The sequence below is a fragment of the Chitinophaga filiformis genome (assembly GCF_900102545.1).
Lineage (GTDB): Bacteria > Bacteroidota > Bacteroidia > Chitinophagales > Chitinophagaceae > Chitinophaga > Chitinophaga filiformis.
In genome coordinates, this window is record NZ_FNBN01000001.1 from 145,419 (window position 1) to 162,014 (window position 16,596).

Here is a 16,596-nt window from a genome sequence, read left to right on the forward strand (position 1 = left end):
TTAACTTCCTTATAAATCCCCCCAGATGAAAAAGACCTTAAGGATATCATTGTTGCTGCTGACAGTCCTGACTTTTGTCTTCTCTGTCAGTCAGGCACAGGTCAAACAGGAGCCGCTTTCCAATATTGAAGGCAATGCCCAGTCTATCACCAATAAACTGAAAGCTGCATTGACCTTAACAGAAGCCCAGCAACCAAAAATATTGAGCGCTGTTACCAACTTTCTGCAACAGCGGGCTACCATCCTTTCACTGAACAATAGTAACCCAAAAGCATACGATACCAAGCTAAAAAGCTTTCATAACGGCTTCCAGCGGAAACTGAAAACAATCCTGACGCCGGAACAATTCACTGGTTTCCAGGAGCTGAAACCAGTGAATAATGACATGACCAATGTCCTGGCACAGTTATTTTATTAGTGGTTAGCTCCAGGCTTTACGCAGGAATCTCAGCCAGTTGCCATGCATAATGTTATCAATATCCGCTGCGGAATATCCTCTCTGTGCAAATAAAGCAGGGATCTTCTGGAGATCGGCGATCGTCTCCAGGTCATAAGGGCTCTGCTCTTTCCCGAAAGCACCGTCCAGGTCTGATCCTATTCCCACATGCAATGCATTACCTGCCAGCTGGCAGATGTGGTCCATATGATCGACCAGTACATCCAGGGAGGCTCCCATTTCCTTAGGCTGAGATACCCCTCTTACCCATCCCGGCACCATCATCCAGGCATCCATGGCGCCTCCTATTACAGCTCCGCGGCTGATCAGTTCCTTGAGCTGCTCATCAGAGAATTGCCGGTTATGATTGACCAATGCACGTACGTTGTTATGGCTGGCCCATACATGTCCATGGAAATGCTCCATTGCTTCCCAGAAACTGTCGTCACACAAATGCGTGGCATCCAGGATGATGTTCAGCCTTTCCATTTCCTTCAGCAGGGCATGCCCTTTAGGTCCCATAAAGCCGGTAGCATCTGTACCCTGGGCATAACGGCCGGGGCCATAATGCGCAGGACCTACCGCCCGTAAGCCGTTGTCATAAGCACGCTGCAGGTAACTAACATCCACAATTGAGTCCGCCCCTTCCAGGCTGAGGATATAACCAATAGGTTTGCTGGTATTTGGCGTGCCATCATTCCATAATGCCAGGTGTTTCTCCAGAGCTGCCAGATTGGTGATCTGAACCATTTCCCCTGCATCCTCCATCGCTTTATACCAGGCCAGCTGTCCCTGTGTCTGGGCCCATGCCTGCTCAGGCGAGAACCAGCCGGGTAGCGGATTGTCAGGTGCTACAAACCGTGCTATCTGTGTAGCTACTACCAGCCCGATATTTCCCTTACGCAATTCAGGGAATGACACCACTCCTTTCGCACGATCCGGTTTATCAGTCATTCCAACCTCGCGCTTCCTGATGTCTTCTACCGGCAGTCGCAGGTTACGGTTCCATTCCATCGCATTCATGCTTAGATCGAGATGCGCGTCTATTATAAACATGTCAGTATTCTTTTTGATAAATTAGATCATGATCTTTCTGTCCCGCGCTATTACTTTCCAATAGGCAACACAATTGTTGTCTTCCACTACTCCTACACGATCCTGCAGGGCTACTGTCGGACAGATATGCACCGGAACGCCATAGAACACCGTCCCCACAGGATATAAGGAAGTATCCGGCACTTCAACAACCATATGCTCTTCACTATGTCCCTTTGGTGTTGCACCGGGTATATCAAGGAAAAGCACTCTCGGCTGCGGCATCTCAGATGCGATGGATTTATGTCCCAGGTCTACACACAGGTGTTTGTCATCAATGATAGAGATTACCCTTGTTACCACGACAGCCGCGTATGCAAAGTCCTGCTCAGGAAGCTCCCGCCGGTATCCCCAGTCCCAGAAGATGAAGGTACCGGGGCTGCATTCAACGCCGGGACGTTCTGCATGAAATGCATAGGTAGGCGTACCACCTGCTATGATCTGCGGAGCAACGGCTCCAGTCGCAGTAATAGCAGCTGCCAGTGTTGCTGCCGGCGCAAAACCTGCATTACATTTCTCTCTGCGCACTGCTACATCTGTATCATGCAGCTGACCATCATAAGCATGTAAACCAACAGGTGTGATGCCTGGCATATGCTGCAGCTCCTGGTAAAGTTCTAGCGCTGCATCGCCGGCAGGAATGCCTGTTCTGTTCATGCCTATATTCAGATCAAGATAGACCGGAATAGTACGTTTTGCAGCATGGAATACAGCAGCAATAGCCATTGCGGCAATGCGGTTGTCGACCAGGCAGGAGTACTTTGTATCAGGATATTGTTCCACTACCTGCAGCAGCCGGCTGATCTTCGGCCCCATAGGCTGATAAGCCAGCAATACATCCGCAGCACCAGCCAATCCCAGCATTTCTGCTTCTGCGATAGTGGCACACTTGAATTTATTGATCCCTTCTTCCTTCAACAACTGCACGGCTTCTACCATTTTACTCGTCTTGATATGGGGACGCAGCCGCTGTACATCACTTACTGTCTTTTTCAACAGCAGGATGTTCTCACGCATACGCTCCGGATAAACGAGTACCGCAGGCGTATCAACAGTATTGATATTATGTAATTCGTACCAATGCATGATTATGAATTAAGACCCGGTGGTGCTGACTAAAAAGGGTCCCCCTTCTCGGGTAGGTGATAGAGACGAAACAGCTTCTACGCAATTCTGAACGCCTTCGTTTTACTTTTTAGTCAGCCCCACCCGATCGATTTAGTGCAATTCAAACAGTGCTTCGATCTCTACCGGAATGTTATCTGGCAATGAACCGAAACCTACTGCGCTACGTACACCAATACCATTTTCTTCACCCCATACTTTTGCAAACAGTTCGCTGCAACCATTGATCACATAAGGATGACGACCAAAATCGGGTGAACAGTTCACCATACCTAATACTTTAATTACACGTTTTACCTTGTCCAGGCTACCCAGGTTAGCTACAATGGTAGACAGCATAGTGAGACCTACCTGTCTTGCAGCCAGTTTACCCTGTTCCATATCGAAGTCAACACCAATACGGCCAATGATCAGGTTCTTATCATCCTGTACAGGACCATGACCAGACAGATACAGGTATTTGCCATCTACGAGGCATGGCTTGTATACACCCAATGGCGTTGGCGCTGGAGGCATTGATAATCCTAATGCGTTAAAATTTTCTGTTGGTGTCATACGATCACTGTTTTGCTTATAAGTTAGATAAAGAGGTTTAAGATCAAACACCCGACCAGTCCTACAACAGAAACGATGGTTTCCATAATTGACCAGGTTTTGAAAGTATCTTTCACAGACAAATTAAAATATTCCTTGAACATCCAGAAGCCGCCGTCATTCACGTGAGAGAACATAAGACTGCCGGCTCCGGTAGCCAGTACCATCAGACTTGGATGTACTGTTGTGCCTACTACCAATGGCGCCACAATACCCGCGGCTGTCAGTCCCGCTACGGTAGCAGAACCCACGCTTACGCGGATCAATGCTGCAATGCTCCATGCTAATATCAGTGGGTTCATGTGCATGCTACCTAATCCATCCTTTATCACATCACTTACTTTACTATCCAGCAACATCTGCGTCAGTGCGCCGGAACCACCGATGATCAGGATGATAACAGATACATCACGGATAGCATCTTCCATCACACCCATCACTTTTTTAATAGGCCATCCTCTGCGGAGGCCCAGTACATATGCACCATTGAGCACTGCGAGCAACATCACGATCACTGGGTCTCCCAGCCAGCTGGCGATGTTGAAGAGCGCACTGTCAGGCGCTGCTTTGAGCTTCAGCAGTGAGGTGGTGGCCAGTAGCAAAACAGGCAACAAGGCTGCCAGTATGCTGGTAGCCATACCTGGCAACTGGTTATCCGGCAGGGCTGCGGCGGTGAACAGCTGTGCAGGCTCCTGTGTATATTTTTTTAGGAAACGACTGAAAACAGGACCTGCCAGTACAATAGCCGGAATAGCTACCAGGAGGCCATATATCAGCGTTAATCCCATATTGGCATGGAAGGCTCCAACCAAAGCCGTAGGCGAAGGATGCGGCGGTAAATAGCCATGCGTGACCGACAATGAGGCCAGCATCGGAATACCCAGGTATACGGCAGGCAATTTGGTACGTGCTGCTACTGTAAAGATCAGCGGTACCATCAGTACGAAACCGATATTATAGAACAAGGGAATGCCGACAATAAAACCTGTCAGCATCAGCGACCACTGCACATATTTACGTCCGAACACCTGCATCAATCCATTGGCAATGCGTTGCGCAGCGCCACTTTCAGCTACCAGTTTACCCAGCATACTGCCAAATACGATAATGATAACGAGTGAGCCCAGGGTTTTGCCAATCCCCGTCTGAATGGATTGGGTAATATCCGCAATAGACATTCTCTCTGCCGGTTCCCTGACAAGGTTCAGCGCCATGCCCATAAAGAGGCATACAATGAGGAATGCAATGAATGTATTTAAGCGGAAATACGCTACCAGTAATACCAGCAGCAGGATGGAAGCAAATACTACACCTATTAAAGCCATGAATTAGTTGGATGTTGGCAATAGCCTGTTAATTATTCGTAACGTAATGCAACTATCGGATCCAGACGTGAAGCCTTAATGGCAGGATAAATACCTGATGCCAGCCCTACAGCGGCACAGATGACTATCCCTGTCGTTATCCATAACCACGGAATGATAAAATCGGTTTTCAATAATAATGATACGATGTTTCCTACCAGCATTCCCAGAATCACACCCAGCAAGCCACCCAACAGACTGATGATAACAGCTTCGTACAGGAACTGTTGCCATATCACCTTCCTGGTGGCACCCAATGCCTTGATAACACCTATTTCGCGGGTACGCTCTGCTACCGATACCAGCATGATATTCGTTAATCCGATAGCAGAACCAAACAATGTGATCGCACCAATCAGGATGGCGGCAAATACGACCACACCTAAGAGGTTAAACAGCATCTCTGCAACACTGTCACTTTTATTGATATAGAAATTTTCTTCTTCTTTAAGCGTGAGATGGCGGATGATCCTGAACAGGCCAGTAGCTTCGCCTATCGCAGATTCCATTTTGGTGATATCTTTTACAGAAACACCCAGGTTGTATGTTATATTCGGATTGTTAAATATTCTGCGTGTATTATTCACCGTTGTAATAACCACATTGTCGGCGCTCATAAAGCCACTGTTTCCTTTTGGCTGCAATACACCCACAACGCGGTAACGCACATTACCCACACGGATACTGCTGTTAACTACATTCCGCAGGTTATCACCGAACAGTTTCTTTGCTACATCCATACCAAGCAAGGCTACATTCCTGCCTGACTCCACATCCAGCAGGTTCAGGTTACGACCATCACGCAGTGTATAGTTTGATAAACGCAGGTAGTTCTCATCCCCTCCTATCACGCGTACGTTGGGATTCGTCTTCTTGTCATCCTTGTACACAGTGGCATTACCGGTGGCATTGGTTGACACACTTACCACCGCCGGGAAGGTATATTGTTGCTTAAAGTCCATAGCTTCCTTGTAAGTAATGGGAATATTACTATTGGACGTTTTTACTTTGGATTTTTTGTCGCCTTTTGTTGCTCCTCCTCCACCACCAATACGTATCCTCAGTGCCCGGCTCTGGATATTGAAGCTGTTGGCTCCCATATTGGCAAAGCTGCTATAGATACTGTTTTTCATACTGTCAATGGCGGTAAAAATGCCCACCAGGGCCATAATACCAAAACCAATGATGGCTACAGTGAGCCCTGCGCGCAAACGGTTGCCGCTAACAGAGCGAAAGGCGAGGGAAAATGTGTCACGGAACTGCATGATTTAAAGTTAATAAAAAGTTTTTTTCCGCTACTTTTATTATACAAATGGCCTGATGCCGAATCCTCCAACCATAAAAGAAATTGCCAAAAGGCTGAATCTGGCTGCTTCGACCGTTTCCAGGGCGCTGCACAATCATCCGCGTATCGGGCTGAGAACCAGGATGAAAGTACAGGAGCTGGCCCGGGAACTCCAATATGAACCCAATCAGACCGCTATTTTCTTTCAGCAGAAAAAAACTTTTACCCTGGGGATTGTATTGCCGGAATTATCGGAGGCTTTCTTCTCAGCCGCCATCAGTGGCATAGAAGATACCGCCAATAAGAGCAATTACATGGTACTGCTGGGGCAATCTCACGATGATACCACCAGGGAGCAGAAGATCGTGGAAATAATGAAGAACCACCGGGTGGACGGGCTACTGGTTTCCCTGGCCAAGAATACCGTGAATTACGCACATTTTGAAATGCTGCGGAAGTATAATATCCCTGTCGTATTCTTTGACCGTATTCCCAATATGCCCAACATTCATTATGTGGCTTCGAATATGGAATCGGGTACTATACAGGCTGTTTCCTTCCTGCTGCAACGCGGTCACCGTGTGATCGGGATGATCAATGGGCCCGAAAAACTGATTGCCAGTCAGCAACGTACTGCAGGCTATCAGAAAGCCATGCAGTTGCAGCGCTTAAAATACGACGCCAGTCTCAATATAAACGCTGATCTCACAAAAGAAGGCACCCGCAACGCTATGCGGCAACTACTGGCACATAAAAGAAAGATCACTGCTATCGTGGCCTTCAATGACTATGTATCCCAGGATGCCGTGCAATATGCGCTTGAACAGGGCCTGGAGATCAATAAGGATATTACTTTCGTTAGTTACGCCAATCTGCCGCTGAGCAGTTATATGGCATTCCCTCCCCTGGCCTCTGTAGAGCAGTATCCATACCTCCAGGGACAAAAAGCCACTGAGATCCTGCTGGAGCTCCTGTCGGGTAAACTCTCCCCGGATCAATATCAACAGATTGTGATCGATTCCCGCCTGGTGATTGCACCTGCCAGGTAAATTTGCGCAACCGTTTGTCCAATCATTCTCTCAATTCTTATCGTTATGTTTGAAGCATCGCAATCTTATCAACCAGCAATGCAAGGAATATTAACAGCTTATGGATTAGTGATGGATGAATGTAGCATCCAGCCATTCGGCAGTGGGCTTATTAACGCCACCTGGAAAGTATCTCATGCTGATAAAAATTATATCCTGCAGCGCATCAATCACCAGGTGTTTAAAAAGCCTGCGCTGATTGCACAGAACATCAGTGCTATCGGACAGTACCTGGATAAATATCATCCTGATTATTTCTTTGTGCAGCCCGTACAGACCATAGACAAACAGGATATGGTCATTACACCGGAGGGAGAATATTTCCGCCTGCAGCCATTTGTGGCCAACTCGCGCAGTTATGATGTGGTGAACAACGAACAGCTGGCATATGAAGCAGCCAGACAGTTTGGGCGTTTTACAAGATTGTTGTCGGGCATGAATATCGATGAGATACAGGTTACGCTACCCGACTTTCATAACCTTACTTTGCGTTACGCCCAGTTTGAGCAGGCTGTTAAACAAGGTAACGCTGCACGTATTGCCGAAGCGCGTGAAGACATCAATACTATCCGCAGATATAACCATCTGACAGATATATTCACAGCTATCCGGCATAGCCCTTATTTTAAAGTAAGAGTGATGCATCATGATACGAAGATCAGCAATGTGCTGTTTGATGCTGACAACAAAGGTATCTGTGTGATAGACCTGGATACCGTCATGCCGGGATATTTCATCAGTGATTTCGGAGATATGATGCGTACCTATCTCTCTCCTGTCAGTGAGGAAGAAACGGATCTCAGTAAAGTGCAGGTGAGAAAAGAATACTATACAGCGATCATGAATGGATACCTCAGTGAGATGAAAGATGAACTGAGTGTTACGGAACGCGCGCACCTTGTGTATGCTGGACAGTTTATGGTCTATATGCAGGCCATCCGTTTTCTGACGGATTACTTCAACAATGATATTTACTACGGAGCAAGATATGAGCAACATAACCTGTTGCGGGCGAGGAACCAGCTTACATTGCTTGAAAGCATTACTCAACAGGAGCAAACTCTTTCTTCTGTGGCGACACACTAACGCCACTTCGTTTGAAAAGCAGCACCAACAAAAAACCGGCCGAGTGGCCGGTTTTTCTATTTCTATTTTATCTTAAATAAGCTCTAGTAATAGTCCGGGGAAGATACCCAGCAGTATCACAATCGCTGCAGTGATGATGAGCATCACTTTGAAACCGCTGGTGATAGGTGCTGTTTCAGCTTCGCCCTGTTTGAAGTACATCGCAATGATGACACGGAAGTAATAGTAAGCACTGATAGCGGCACAGATAACAGCCACAATTACCAGCCATAGGAGGTTACCCTGCTCTATAGCGGCTGTCAGTACAAAGTATTTAGCAAAGAAACCTGCTGTGGCCGGGATACCTGCCAGTGAACATACAAAGATAGTAGTTGTGATAGCCAGTACAGGTTGTGTACGCGCCAGGCCATTGAAACCATCGAAAGTATAATCTTTCAGTTTGATCATCACAGCGAAGATACCGATGGTAGCTACACTGTAAGCTGCTGCATACAACACAATACCCTGTGTAGCATGTGTGTTAATTGATACTACCGCCAGCAGCATAAAACCTGCCTGGGCGATACTGGAGTAGGCCAGCATACGTTTTACGCTCTGCTGGAATACTGCTGTAAAGTTACCGATGATCAGGGTTGCGGCTGTGATGATAGCCAGCAGCAGCTGCCAGTCTGCGGTAATACGCTCACCTATAAAGGCGCCATGGAAGATCCTGATGAAAGCGATGAAACCACCGGCTTTTACCACGGTTGCCATGAAAGAAGTGAATACGGTAGGTGAACCATCATATACGTCAGGCGTCCAGAAGTGGAATGGCGCTGCAGATACTTTGAAAGATAATGCGAAAGCCACCAGGATGATACCGCACAATGCCAGTGTATTCACTTTGCCGGCGCCCAGTCCGAGGTCGGCTACATTGAAAGTACCGGTAGCTCCGTAGATCAGGGTGATACCCATCAGCAGGATACCGGTAGAGAAGGAACCCATCAGGAAGTATTTCAGGGAAGCCTCGCTGCTTTTAGGCGTCTTTTTATCGCTGCCTGCCAGTATATACTGTGGAATAGAAATGATCTCTATTGCCAGGAAAAGCATTAATAAACTGCTGAAAGTAGATGCCAGTGTGATACCTGAAAGGATGAAAAAGATCAGTGCGAAATAATCCGACACATGCTCTCCTACATTCTCAAACGCACTGCCCGAGAGCAGGAAGAAAATCAGTGTAGCGCCCAATGCAATGGCATTGAACAGAATGCTGAAACGGCTGATAGTGATCATGCCGTACAAGGTACGGTCACCTGCTTCAATGGTGGATAACTCAGCCAGGTTGGCTACCAGACAAGCCAGCAGAACAACTATGGCTATAAACTTAATGCGCTGCTTATTACTTACAAATAAACCCGCAAACATCATTACAACGCCCGATAAAGCAGTAGATATTAATGCATTCATATTCCTGTGTTACGAAAGAACAACTTTTTAATAAACCTTGTTAACCAATTCAGTAGTGCTGCTTACCAGTTCCAGCATAGGCTTTGGATATACACCTAATACCAGAATGATCACTACGATAATACTCAGTACCAGCAACTCATTTCCTTTCAGGTCGGTAGTGGTCTCTGTCAAAGCATTGCTCTGACCGAAGATCACCTTCTGCACCATATTCAGCGTATAAACCGCTCCCAGGATAACACCCAGACCGGCAACCGCCATAAACCATACATTATATTGGTACAGACCGCTCAGCATCAGGAACTCCCCGATAAAACCGTTGGTCAGTGGTAATGCGATATTGGCGAAGCTGATGGTTACGAGGAAGATAGCGATACCCGGCGCATACTGCGCGATACCACCCATCTCGTTCAGGTTCTTGATCTTCAGACGCTGCTGGATGATCTCTACGATGATCCAGAGACCGATGATATTGATACCGTGGTTGAACAGCTGCACCATCATACCCTGTAAGCTCTGCTCATTGTTGGTGAAGATTGCTGCACTCATCAGGCCGATGTGGGCAATGGAAGAGTAAGCGATCAGGCGTTTGATGTCTGACTGTACGATAGCGATGCAGGATGCGTATATGATACCGATGATAGACAGCACGATGGCCACATCAGACCACATATAAGCGCCTTTCGGCAGTACAGGCAGTAACCAGCGGATCACACCAAATAAACCCATCTTCACCATGATACCGGAAAGCACCATTGTCACAGGTGTCGGAGACTGTTCGTAGGTATCCGGCTGCCAGGTATGGAAAGGGAAGATCGGCATCTTGATAGCAAATGCCACGAAGAACAGCCAGAACAACCATGACTGGTCCTGCGGCGCTACTCCGCTATTAATAAAGCTGGCGTAGCTGAAGGAGTGCTCAGGTGATTGCAGGTAGATATAGATCAGGCCTATCAGCATGAGCAGTGAACCTGCAAAAGTGTATACGAAGAATTTGAATGTAACAGGAATACGTTTTTCGCCACCCCAGAGTGAGCAGAGGAAGTACACCGGAATCAGTGCCAGTTCCCAGAAAACGTAGAACAACAAAGCATCATAAGCGGTGAAAACACCTACCAGTCCTGCCTGAGAAAGCAGCATCAGACCGTAAAAGCTGTTTGCACGCTCATATTCCCTGTTGAAAATAACAATAAAGATCAGCAGGAAAGAAATGGCTGTCAGTAAACAAAGCATCAGGCCCATGCCATCCAGTCCTACGCTAAACTGTGCACCCAGCTGAGGTATCCAGTTTGCAGTGAACTGCAGACTGGCGGGGGCAGTCCGGAACTGGAACAAGGCACCAAGCGTTACTGCCAGCGAAGCCAGGGATGCTATCAAACCCAGCGCTTTCGGTCCAGACCCCTTCAGACCAAACGTAATCAGGCCCGCAACTAAAGGAATCAATATGAGTAATACTGTCAACATAATTATATCTAAACTTGTCCTTTTTTAATGATGGTGCTGGTTTCTCCTATTTCAGCAGAAAGCCTATCACAAATAAAACTACCATTCCGATTACCATGGCGAAGATGTAGAAGCCTACCTGTCCGCTCTGCAGCAGTCTTGCCTGCTGGCTGCCCCAGTGTACGCCACGACCTACGCCATTTACCAACCTGTCAATACCTGATTTCTCAATCGCTTCTTCAAAGAAACGGCTCAACATCATCAGGGGTTTCACTATGATTGCATCGTATAACTCATCCACATACCATTTGTTTTCCAGTACTTTGGCAATACCGGTACGTGGTTCTCCATTGTCTTCATAATTGCGGTACCAGCTGCGTGCAAAGAAGATGGTGATGATCACCAGCACAGAGCTTAATCCCATCAGCAGCCATTCTGTGTTGTGGGACAAATGCTCATGTTCATGTACGAATGGCACTGAACCTGCAAATACAGGCGCCAGGTATTCTTTCAGGAGGCTGTGTGTACCGAATACTTCCGGCAGACCAACATAACCGCCTATTACTGAAAGAATAGCCAGTACGATCAGCGGAATAGTGATAGCCACCGGACTTTCGTGCAGGTGATGTTCCTGTTCGTGTGTACCACGGAACTTGCCGCAGAAAGTGATGTAGTATAAACGGAACATGTAGAAGGCAGTCATCAGCGCTGTGATCAGGGCTACTGCATACATGATCTTATTGAAGGCGAAAGTTTCAGCGAGGATCTCATCTTTAGAGAAGAAACCTGACAGACCAGGAATACCGGCGATAGCCAGACAGCCGATCAGGAATGTGATGTGCGTAACCGGCATGTATTTTTTCAGTCCGCCCATTTTATTGATATTCTGTTCACCGCCCATTGCGTGGATCACAGAACCGGAACCAAGGAACAAGAGGGCTTTGAAGAATGCGTGTGTCATTACGTGAAACACCGCAGTGGTATAAGCGCCTACGCCCAGTGCGAGGAACATATATCCCAGCTGACTCACGGTAGAGTAAGCCAGTACTTTCTTGATATCATCCTGTTTCAGGGCGATGGTAGCTGCCAGCACCGCTGTAGCCAAACCTATTATTGCAACAACGGTCTGAATACATGGAGACAGGGTGTATAACACATTGCTACGTGCGATCATATAGATACCTGCTGTTACCATCGTAGCTGCGTGGATCAGGGCAGATACAGGAGTAGGACCCGCCATCGCATCCGGTAACCAGGTATATAAAGGCAGCTGGGCAGATTTACCGGCAGCACCTACAAACAGCAGGATGGCGATAACAGGGATCATCTTATCACCCTGGCCAATGGCTGCTGCTTTTTCAAATACTTCAGGGAAAGTAACACTGCCAAACTTCACGATCAGTCCGAATATACCCAGCAGGAAGCCGAGGTCACCGATACGGTTCATGATGAAGGCTTTCTTGGCAGCATTGTTATAAGCGGTATTCTTGAACCAGAACCCGATGAGCAGGTAAGAGCAGAGCCCTACGCCTTCCCATCCGATGAACATCATCACATAGTTGGCGCCCAGTACAAGTATCAGCATGGAGAAAACGAACAGGTTCAGGTAAGCGAAATAACGTGCAAACCCTTCGCTGGTTTCATCATGCATGTAAGAAGTAGAGTAAATATGGATCAGTGAACCAACACCGGTAATGATCAGCAAAAATAAAGCGCTCAGCTGGTCTACCTGGAATGCGAATGGAATGTGCAGGCTACCTACAGAAATAAAATCAAACAACTGCACTGTCTGTGCCTGAAACCCGGGGGCTTTTACTTCCAGGAAGATCAGCAAGCTAATTACAAAGCCAGCTAATACAGCTCCGCTTCCTACTATACCCGCCAGTGATTTGGAGAGGTATCTTCTTCCCAATCCATTCACCAGGAAACCTAATAATGGTAAAAATGGTACCAGCCAAACTAGATGTATCATCTATTCAAATACTAATTACGATTTACAATTACGATTCAAGCTGTTAGTTCTTCAGCCTGTTCATGATATTAATATCCACCGACTGTGAATTCCTGTATACCATTACGATAATGGCCAGTCCTACGGCAACTTCCGCGGCAGCTACCACCATGATAAAGAATACAAAGATCTGCGCGCCGCTGGCATCTACACGACCAGCGTCTGCCCACATTTTAGAGAAGGCTACCAGCAGCAGGTTTACTGCATTCAGCATCAGCTCTACGCACATGAAAATAATAATGGCATTTCTGCGCATCAGCACACCGGTCACCCCAATGCAAAAGAGTGCTATGCTTAAGAAAATGTAATATTGAACAGGCATCTTTAAAGAATTACAAATTGATCAATGACGATTTACAGATGTTGTGGTTATGCTTCCCTTTTCCCGATGATCACCGCACCTACCATGGCACTCAGGAACAGGATGCTGCTGACTTCAAAAGGAACTACGTATTGATTGAATAAAGTTTTACCAAGGTTGGAGATCAGCCCTATTTCTGCTGCTCCGGGTTGAATAGGTGTTACATCGGCTTCACGGAGTGCACCCAGTAATACGAGCAACAGGGCACCACCACTGATAGCGCCGGCATATTTCAGCCAGTTGCGCTTCTGCGGTTCTATTTCTGCATTCAGGTTCATTAACATGATCACAAACAGGAACAATACCATGATCGCTCCCGCATATACGATGATATGCACCACAGCCAGGAACTGTGCGTTGAGCATAATATAGTGCCCCGCTATGGTGAAAAAGGTTACTATCAGGCAAAGGACACTGGTAACGGGATTCTTACTCAATATCACGCCCAGGGCGGATATAATAGAGATGATTGAAAGTACCCCGAAAACGATTTGTTGTAAACTCATTCCCATTGCTATAATGACTATTATGTGTTTTAGCTAAGACTGTCTTTTATTATGCTTTATTCTTTTCACCAGGCGCTGGAATCAGCAGGTCCTGTTTTCCATAAATGAAACCTTCGCGTTTGTAGTTAGCAGGTGCAAATGTTTCTGTCAGATAGATAGCATCTTTCGGACAAGCCTCTTCACAAAAACCACAGAAAATGCAACGCAGCATATTGATCTCATAACGGGCAGCGTATTTCTCTTCACGGTACAGGTGTTCTTCACCTGGTTTTCTTTCTGCTGCTTCCATTGTGATCGCTTCTGCCGGACACGCTACTGCACATAAACCACATGCAGTACAGTTCTCACGGCCTTCAGCATCACGGTTCAATATATGCAGACCACGGAATACAGGGCTGAACGGACGCTTCTGCTCCGGATAACGCACTGTTTCCTTCCTCTTCCAGATATGCTTAAAGGTGATGATCATCCCCTTTATAATATTCCACAAATAGATCTTCTCGATGAAGGTCATCGGCTTACGGTCTACCTGTCTTGCCCTACTTGTTAAAGCTTGCATATTATGCTATTAAAATAAGTCGTTAATTAATGTGTGCTGCGATACAGTACAATCGCTCCTGTTATCAACATATTAGCCAGTGCCAGCGGGATCATGTAGTTCCAGCCAAGACGCATCAGCTGATCGTAGCGGAACCTCGGGATCGTCCAGCGTACCCACATAAAGAAGAACAGGAAGCAGATGATCTTGATGAACAACGCTACTGTTCCCAGGATGGTCACCAGGTTAGGCGCCAGTCCCAGGCTGTCCATATACGGGAAGGAATAACCACCGAAGTACAGGCTTGCCATCAGTGCAGAGCTGATGAACATATTGATGTACTCTGCGAACAGGTAGAAGCCCAGTTTCATGGAAGAGTACTCCAGGTGGTAACCACCATTCAGCTCACTCTCTGCTTCTGACAGGTCAAACGGTGTACGGTTACACTCTGCAAAGGAACATACCAGGAATATCACGAAGCCCAATGGCTGGTATAATACGTTCCAGCCGCCATGACGCTGCTGTTCTACAATCTCTTTAATGCTTAAGGTCCCTGTCATCATCAGCAGTGCGATAAGTGACAAACCCATTGCCAGCTCGTAAGAGATGATCTGGGAAGCCGCACGTACAGACGCCAGCAGGGAGTATTTATTGTTGGAGGCCCAGCCACCCAGCATAATACCGTATACGCCCAGGCTCACTACTCCGAAAATGTATAAGATACCGATGTTAATATCTGCGATCTGCAGGGATATCGTATGACCTGCAATGGTCAGTGTATCTCCCCAGGGAATTACCGCGCTTGTCATACAAGCTACGACCATCGCGAGGGAAGGACCGAGAATGAAGAGGAAACGGTTGGAATTGCCGGGGATAATCTCTTCTTTGAAAAAGAGTTTACCACCATCGGCCAGCGGCTGCAGTAATCCCATAAAACCAGCCCTGTTAGGACCAATCCTGTCCTGGATAATACTTGCTACCTTTCTTTCACCCCATGTAGAATACATAGCGACTACCAGTGATATCACCAGTACGCCTGATATCAGCACGATCTTTTCGAGGATAAAGAACCAGTCTATGTTCATCAAATACGAATTATATCAATTACGAATAAAGAGTGAATTACTTTTTGTTAAAGTCATCTGAGTGTGCCGGACCATCTATCTTAGACAGATCGATCTCTGGTCTGTTCACCTCACTGATGTTGTGAATATCAAGCAGCAGTTTAGGCTGACGTCCATCCAGTACTTCTACCAGCGTATCTTTCGGTTTGTGAACGCCTACGTAGTGACCCTGAGAAATAACGCTATGGCGATCTATCTTACGAGGTCCTTCTATCACCCAGTCTTTCACATCTTTCTTATCGAAGCGGCAGGTATCACAGATCCATTCTTCTACTTCACCGTATTGATCTTTGCGGGCAGTTACGCGGAATATTTCATCACCACGCATCCAGAGCACTGTCTTGCCACAGCATTTCGGATCTTCACACTGGCGGTGTGCATCTACCGGTTTCAGGAACCATACACGGTTCTTGAAGCGGAAGGTTTTATCTGTCAGCGCACCTACAGGACAAACATCAATCACGTTACCGATGAAGTTATTGTCCAGGGACTGCTGGATATAAGTACCAATTTCTGCTGCTTCTCCACGTCCGAGTACACCATGTTCACGCTTTTCAGTCAGCTGATCGGCGGTGAACACACAACGGTAGCAGAGGATGCAACGGGTCATGTGTAACTGTATCTTATCGCCGATATCGATCCTGTCGAAGGTACGGCGTTTGAATTCGTAGCGGGTGGTATCTGCACCGTGTTCATAGCTGAGGTCCTGCAGATGACATTCACCTGCCTGGTCGCACACAGGGCAATCCAGCGGATGGTTCAACAGCAGGAATTCCACTACTCCTTTACGTGCTTCCTGCACTTCAGGAGAGGTGATATTAGCCACTTCCATACCATCCATTACGGTAGTACGGCAGCTGGCTACCAGTTTCGGCATAGGACGGGGATCAGCTTCTGATCCTTTGGTTACTTTCACCAGGCAGGTACGGCATTTACCACCGCTACCCTGCAGTTTGGAGTAGTAACACATTGCGGGCGGCACGATATCTCCACCAATTCTACGGGCAGCATTCAGGATGGTAGTGCCCGGCTCCACTTCCACGGAGATATTATCGATCTTAACCTTAAAGAGTTTCTTTTCTTCAGCCATTTTG

Annotated in this window: 16 protein-coding genes; 3 read left to right on the plus strand and 13 right to left on the minus strand. The window is 47.0% G+C overall.

Annotation, left to right across the window (positions count from 1 at the left end; genetic code table 11):
• Positions 1-25 precede the first annotated feature (25 nt).
• Positions 26-418, plus strand: a complete 393-nt coding sequence (locus BLR32_RS00575; RefSeq protein ID WP_089828302.1) for a hypothetical protein — start codon at positions 26-28, stop codon at positions 416-418.
• A gap of 3 nt (positions 419-421) precedes the next feature.
• Here the strand turns inward: BLR32_RS00575 and BLR32_RS00580 are convergent, their stop codons facing one another.
• From BLR32_RS00580 to BLR32_RS00600, 5 genes are all read right to left on the minus strand, one after another.
• Entirely contained in the window at positions 422-1,492 is a 1,071-nt protein-coding gene (locus tag BLR32_RS00580; RefSeq protein ID WP_089828303.1) for a dipeptidase, read from the minus strand.
• 21 nt (positions 1,493-1,513) lie between these two features.
• Positions 1,514-2,617, minus strand: coding sequence for a D-TA family PLP-dependent enzyme (locus tag BLR32_RS00585; protein WP_089828304.1), 1,104 nt, complete (start codon positions 2,615-2,617; stop codon positions 1,514-1,516).
• 132 nt (positions 2,618-2,749) lie between these two features.
• Positions 2,750-3,211, minus strand: a complete 462-nt coding sequence (locus tag BLR32_RS00590; protein ID WP_089828305.1) for a RidA family protein — start codon at positions 3,209-3,211, stop codon at positions 2,750-2,752.
• 23 nt (positions 3,212-3,234) lie between these two features.
• Entirely contained in the window at positions 3,235-4,575 is a 1,341-nt protein-coding gene (locus BLR32_RS00595) for a gluconate:H+ symporter (RefSeq protein WP_089828306.1), read from the minus strand.
• A 32-nt stretch (positions 4,576-4,607) separates the two neighbouring features.
• Positions 4,608-5,879: an ABC transporter permease gene (locus tag BLR32_RS00600; RefSeq protein ID WP_089828307.1), complete on the minus strand. Its 1,272-nt coding sequence runs from the start codon at positions 5,877-5,879 to the stop codon at positions 4,608-4,610.
• Positions 5,880-5,934: 55 nt separating this feature from the next.
• Between BLR32_RS00600 and BLR32_RS00605 the strand changes: the two genes are divergently transcribed.
• Together BLR32_RS00605 and BLR32_RS00610 are read left to right on the plus strand one after the other, a co-directional pair.
• Positions 5,935-6,948 (plus strand): LacI family DNA-binding transcriptional regulator, encoded by a 1,014-nt coding sequence (locus BLR32_RS00605; protein WP_089828308.1) that lies wholly within the window; start codon positions 5,935-5,937, stop codon positions 6,946-6,948.
• 78 nt (positions 6,949-7,026) lie between these two features.
• Entirely contained in the window at positions 7,027-8,073 is a 1,047-nt protein-coding gene (locus BLR32_RS00610) for a phosphotransferase enzyme family protein (RefSeq protein WP_089829845.1), read from the plus strand.
• 72 nt (positions 8,074-8,145) lie between these two features.
• Here the strand turns inward: BLR32_RS00610 and BLR32_RS00615 are convergent, their stop codons facing one another.
• From BLR32_RS00615 to BLR32_RS00650, 8 genes are read right to left on the minus strand one after another with little or no spacing between them, the layout of a single operon-like run.
• Positions 8,146-9,519: an NADH-quinone oxidoreductase subunit N gene (locus BLR32_RS00615; protein ID WP_089828309.1), complete on the minus strand. Its 1,374-nt coding sequence runs from the start codon at positions 9,517-9,519 to the stop codon at positions 8,146-8,148.
• Positions 9,520-9,546: 27 nt separating this feature from the next.
• Positions 9,547-10,983, minus strand: coding sequence for a complex I subunit 4 family protein (locus tag BLR32_RS00620; protein ID WP_089828310.1), 1,437 nt, complete (start codon positions 10,981-10,983; stop codon positions 9,547-9,549).
• Between the two features lie 46 nt (positions 10,984-11,029).
• Positions 11,030-12,934: an NADH-quinone oxidoreductase subunit L gene (gene nuoL, locus BLR32_RS00625; protein WP_089828311.1), complete on the minus strand. Its 1,905-nt coding sequence runs from the start codon at positions 12,932-12,934 to the stop codon at positions 11,030-11,032.
• Positions 12,935-12,977: 43 nt separating this feature from the next.
• Entirely contained in the window at positions 12,978-13,295 is a 318-nt protein-coding gene (gene nuoK, locus BLR32_RS00630; protein WP_089828312.1) for an NADH-quinone oxidoreductase subunit NuoK, read from the minus strand.
• A gap of 47 nt (positions 13,296-13,342) precedes the next feature.
• A complete protein-coding gene (locus BLR32_RS00635; protein WP_089829846.1) occupies positions 13,343-13,840 on the minus strand; it encodes an NADH-quinone oxidoreductase subunit J family protein in 498 nt (165 codons plus the stop codon).
• A gap of 49 nt (positions 13,841-13,889) precedes the next feature.
• Positions 13,890-14,399: an NADH-quinone oxidoreductase subunit NuoI gene (nuoI, locus tag BLR32_RS00640; RefSeq protein ID WP_089828313.1), complete on the minus strand. Its 510-nt coding sequence runs from the start codon at positions 14,397-14,399 to the stop codon at positions 13,890-13,892.
• 26 nt (positions 14,400-14,425) lie between these two features.
• Entirely contained in the window at positions 14,426-15,463 is a 1,038-nt protein-coding gene (gene nuoH / locus BLR32_RS00645) for an NADH-quinone oxidoreductase subunit NuoH (RefSeq protein ID WP_176842113.1), read from the minus strand.
• Positions 15,464-15,500: 37 nt separating this feature from the next.
• Positions 15,501-16,592 (minus strand): NADH-quinone oxidoreductase subunit G, encoded by a 1,092-nt coding sequence (locus BLR32_RS00650; protein WP_089828314.1) that lies wholly within the window; start codon positions 16,590-16,592, stop codon positions 15,501-15,503.
• Positions 16,593-16,596 lie beyond the last annotated feature (4 nt).

Coding starts and splice junctions, on each gene's coding strand:
- BLR32_RS00575 (WP_089828302.1), top strand. CDS start 26: ATGAAAAAGACCTTAAGGATATCATTGTTGCTGCTGACAGTCCTGACT.
- BLR32_RS00580 (WP_089828303.1), bottom strand. CDS start 1,492: ATGTTTATAATAGACGCGCATCTCGATCTAAGCATGAATGCGATGGAA.
- BLR32_RS00585 (WP_089828304.1), bottom strand. CDS start 2,617: ATGCATTGGTACGAATTACATAATATCAATACTGTTGATACGCCTGCG.
- BLR32_RS00590 (WP_089828305.1), bottom strand. CDS start 3,211: ATGACACCAACAGAAAATTTTAACGCATTAGGATTATCAATGCCTCCA.
- BLR32_RS00595 (WP_089828306.1), bottom strand. CDS start 4,575: ATGGCTTTAATAGGTGTAGTATTTGCTTCCATCCTGCTGCTGGTATTA.
- BLR32_RS00600 (WP_089828307.1), bottom strand. CDS start 5,879: ATGCAGTTCCGTGACACATTTTCCCTCGCCTTTCGCTCTGTTAGCGGC.
- BLR32_RS00605 (WP_089828308.1), top strand. CDS start 5,935: ATGCCGAATCCTCCAACCATAAAAGAAATTGCCAAAAGGCTGAATCTG.
- BLR32_RS00610 (WP_089829845.1), top strand. CDS start 7,027: ATGCAAGGAATATTAACAGCTTATGGATTAGTGATGGATGAATGTAGC.
- BLR32_RS00615 (WP_089828309.1), bottom strand. CDS start 9,519: ATGAATGCATTAATATCTACTGCTTTATCGGGCGTTGTAATGATGTTT.
- BLR32_RS00620 (WP_089828310.1), bottom strand. CDS start 10,983: ATGTTGACAGTATTACTCATATTGATTCCTTTAGTTGCGGGCCTGATT.
- nuoL (WP_089828311.1), bottom strand. CDS start 12,934: ATGATACATCTAGTTTGGCTGGTACCATTTTTACCATTATTAGGTTTC.
- nuoK (WP_089828312.1), bottom strand. CDS start 13,295: ATGCCTGTTCAATATTACATTTTCTTAAGCATAGCACTCTTTTGCATT.
- BLR32_RS00635 (WP_089829846.1), bottom strand. CDS start 13,840: ATGAGTTTACAACAAATCGTTTTCGGGGTACTTTCAATCATCTCTATT.
- nuoI (WP_089828313.1), bottom strand. CDS start 14,399: ATGCAAGCTTTAACAAGTAGGGCAAGACAGGTAGACCGTAAGCCGATG.
- nuoH (WP_176842113.1), bottom strand. CDS start 15,463: ATGAACATAGACTGGTTCTTTATCCTCGAAAAGATCGTGCTGATATCA.
- BLR32_RS00650 (WP_089828314.1), bottom strand. CDS start 16,592: ATGGCTGAAGAAAAGAAACTCTTTAAGGTTAAGATCGATAATATCTCC.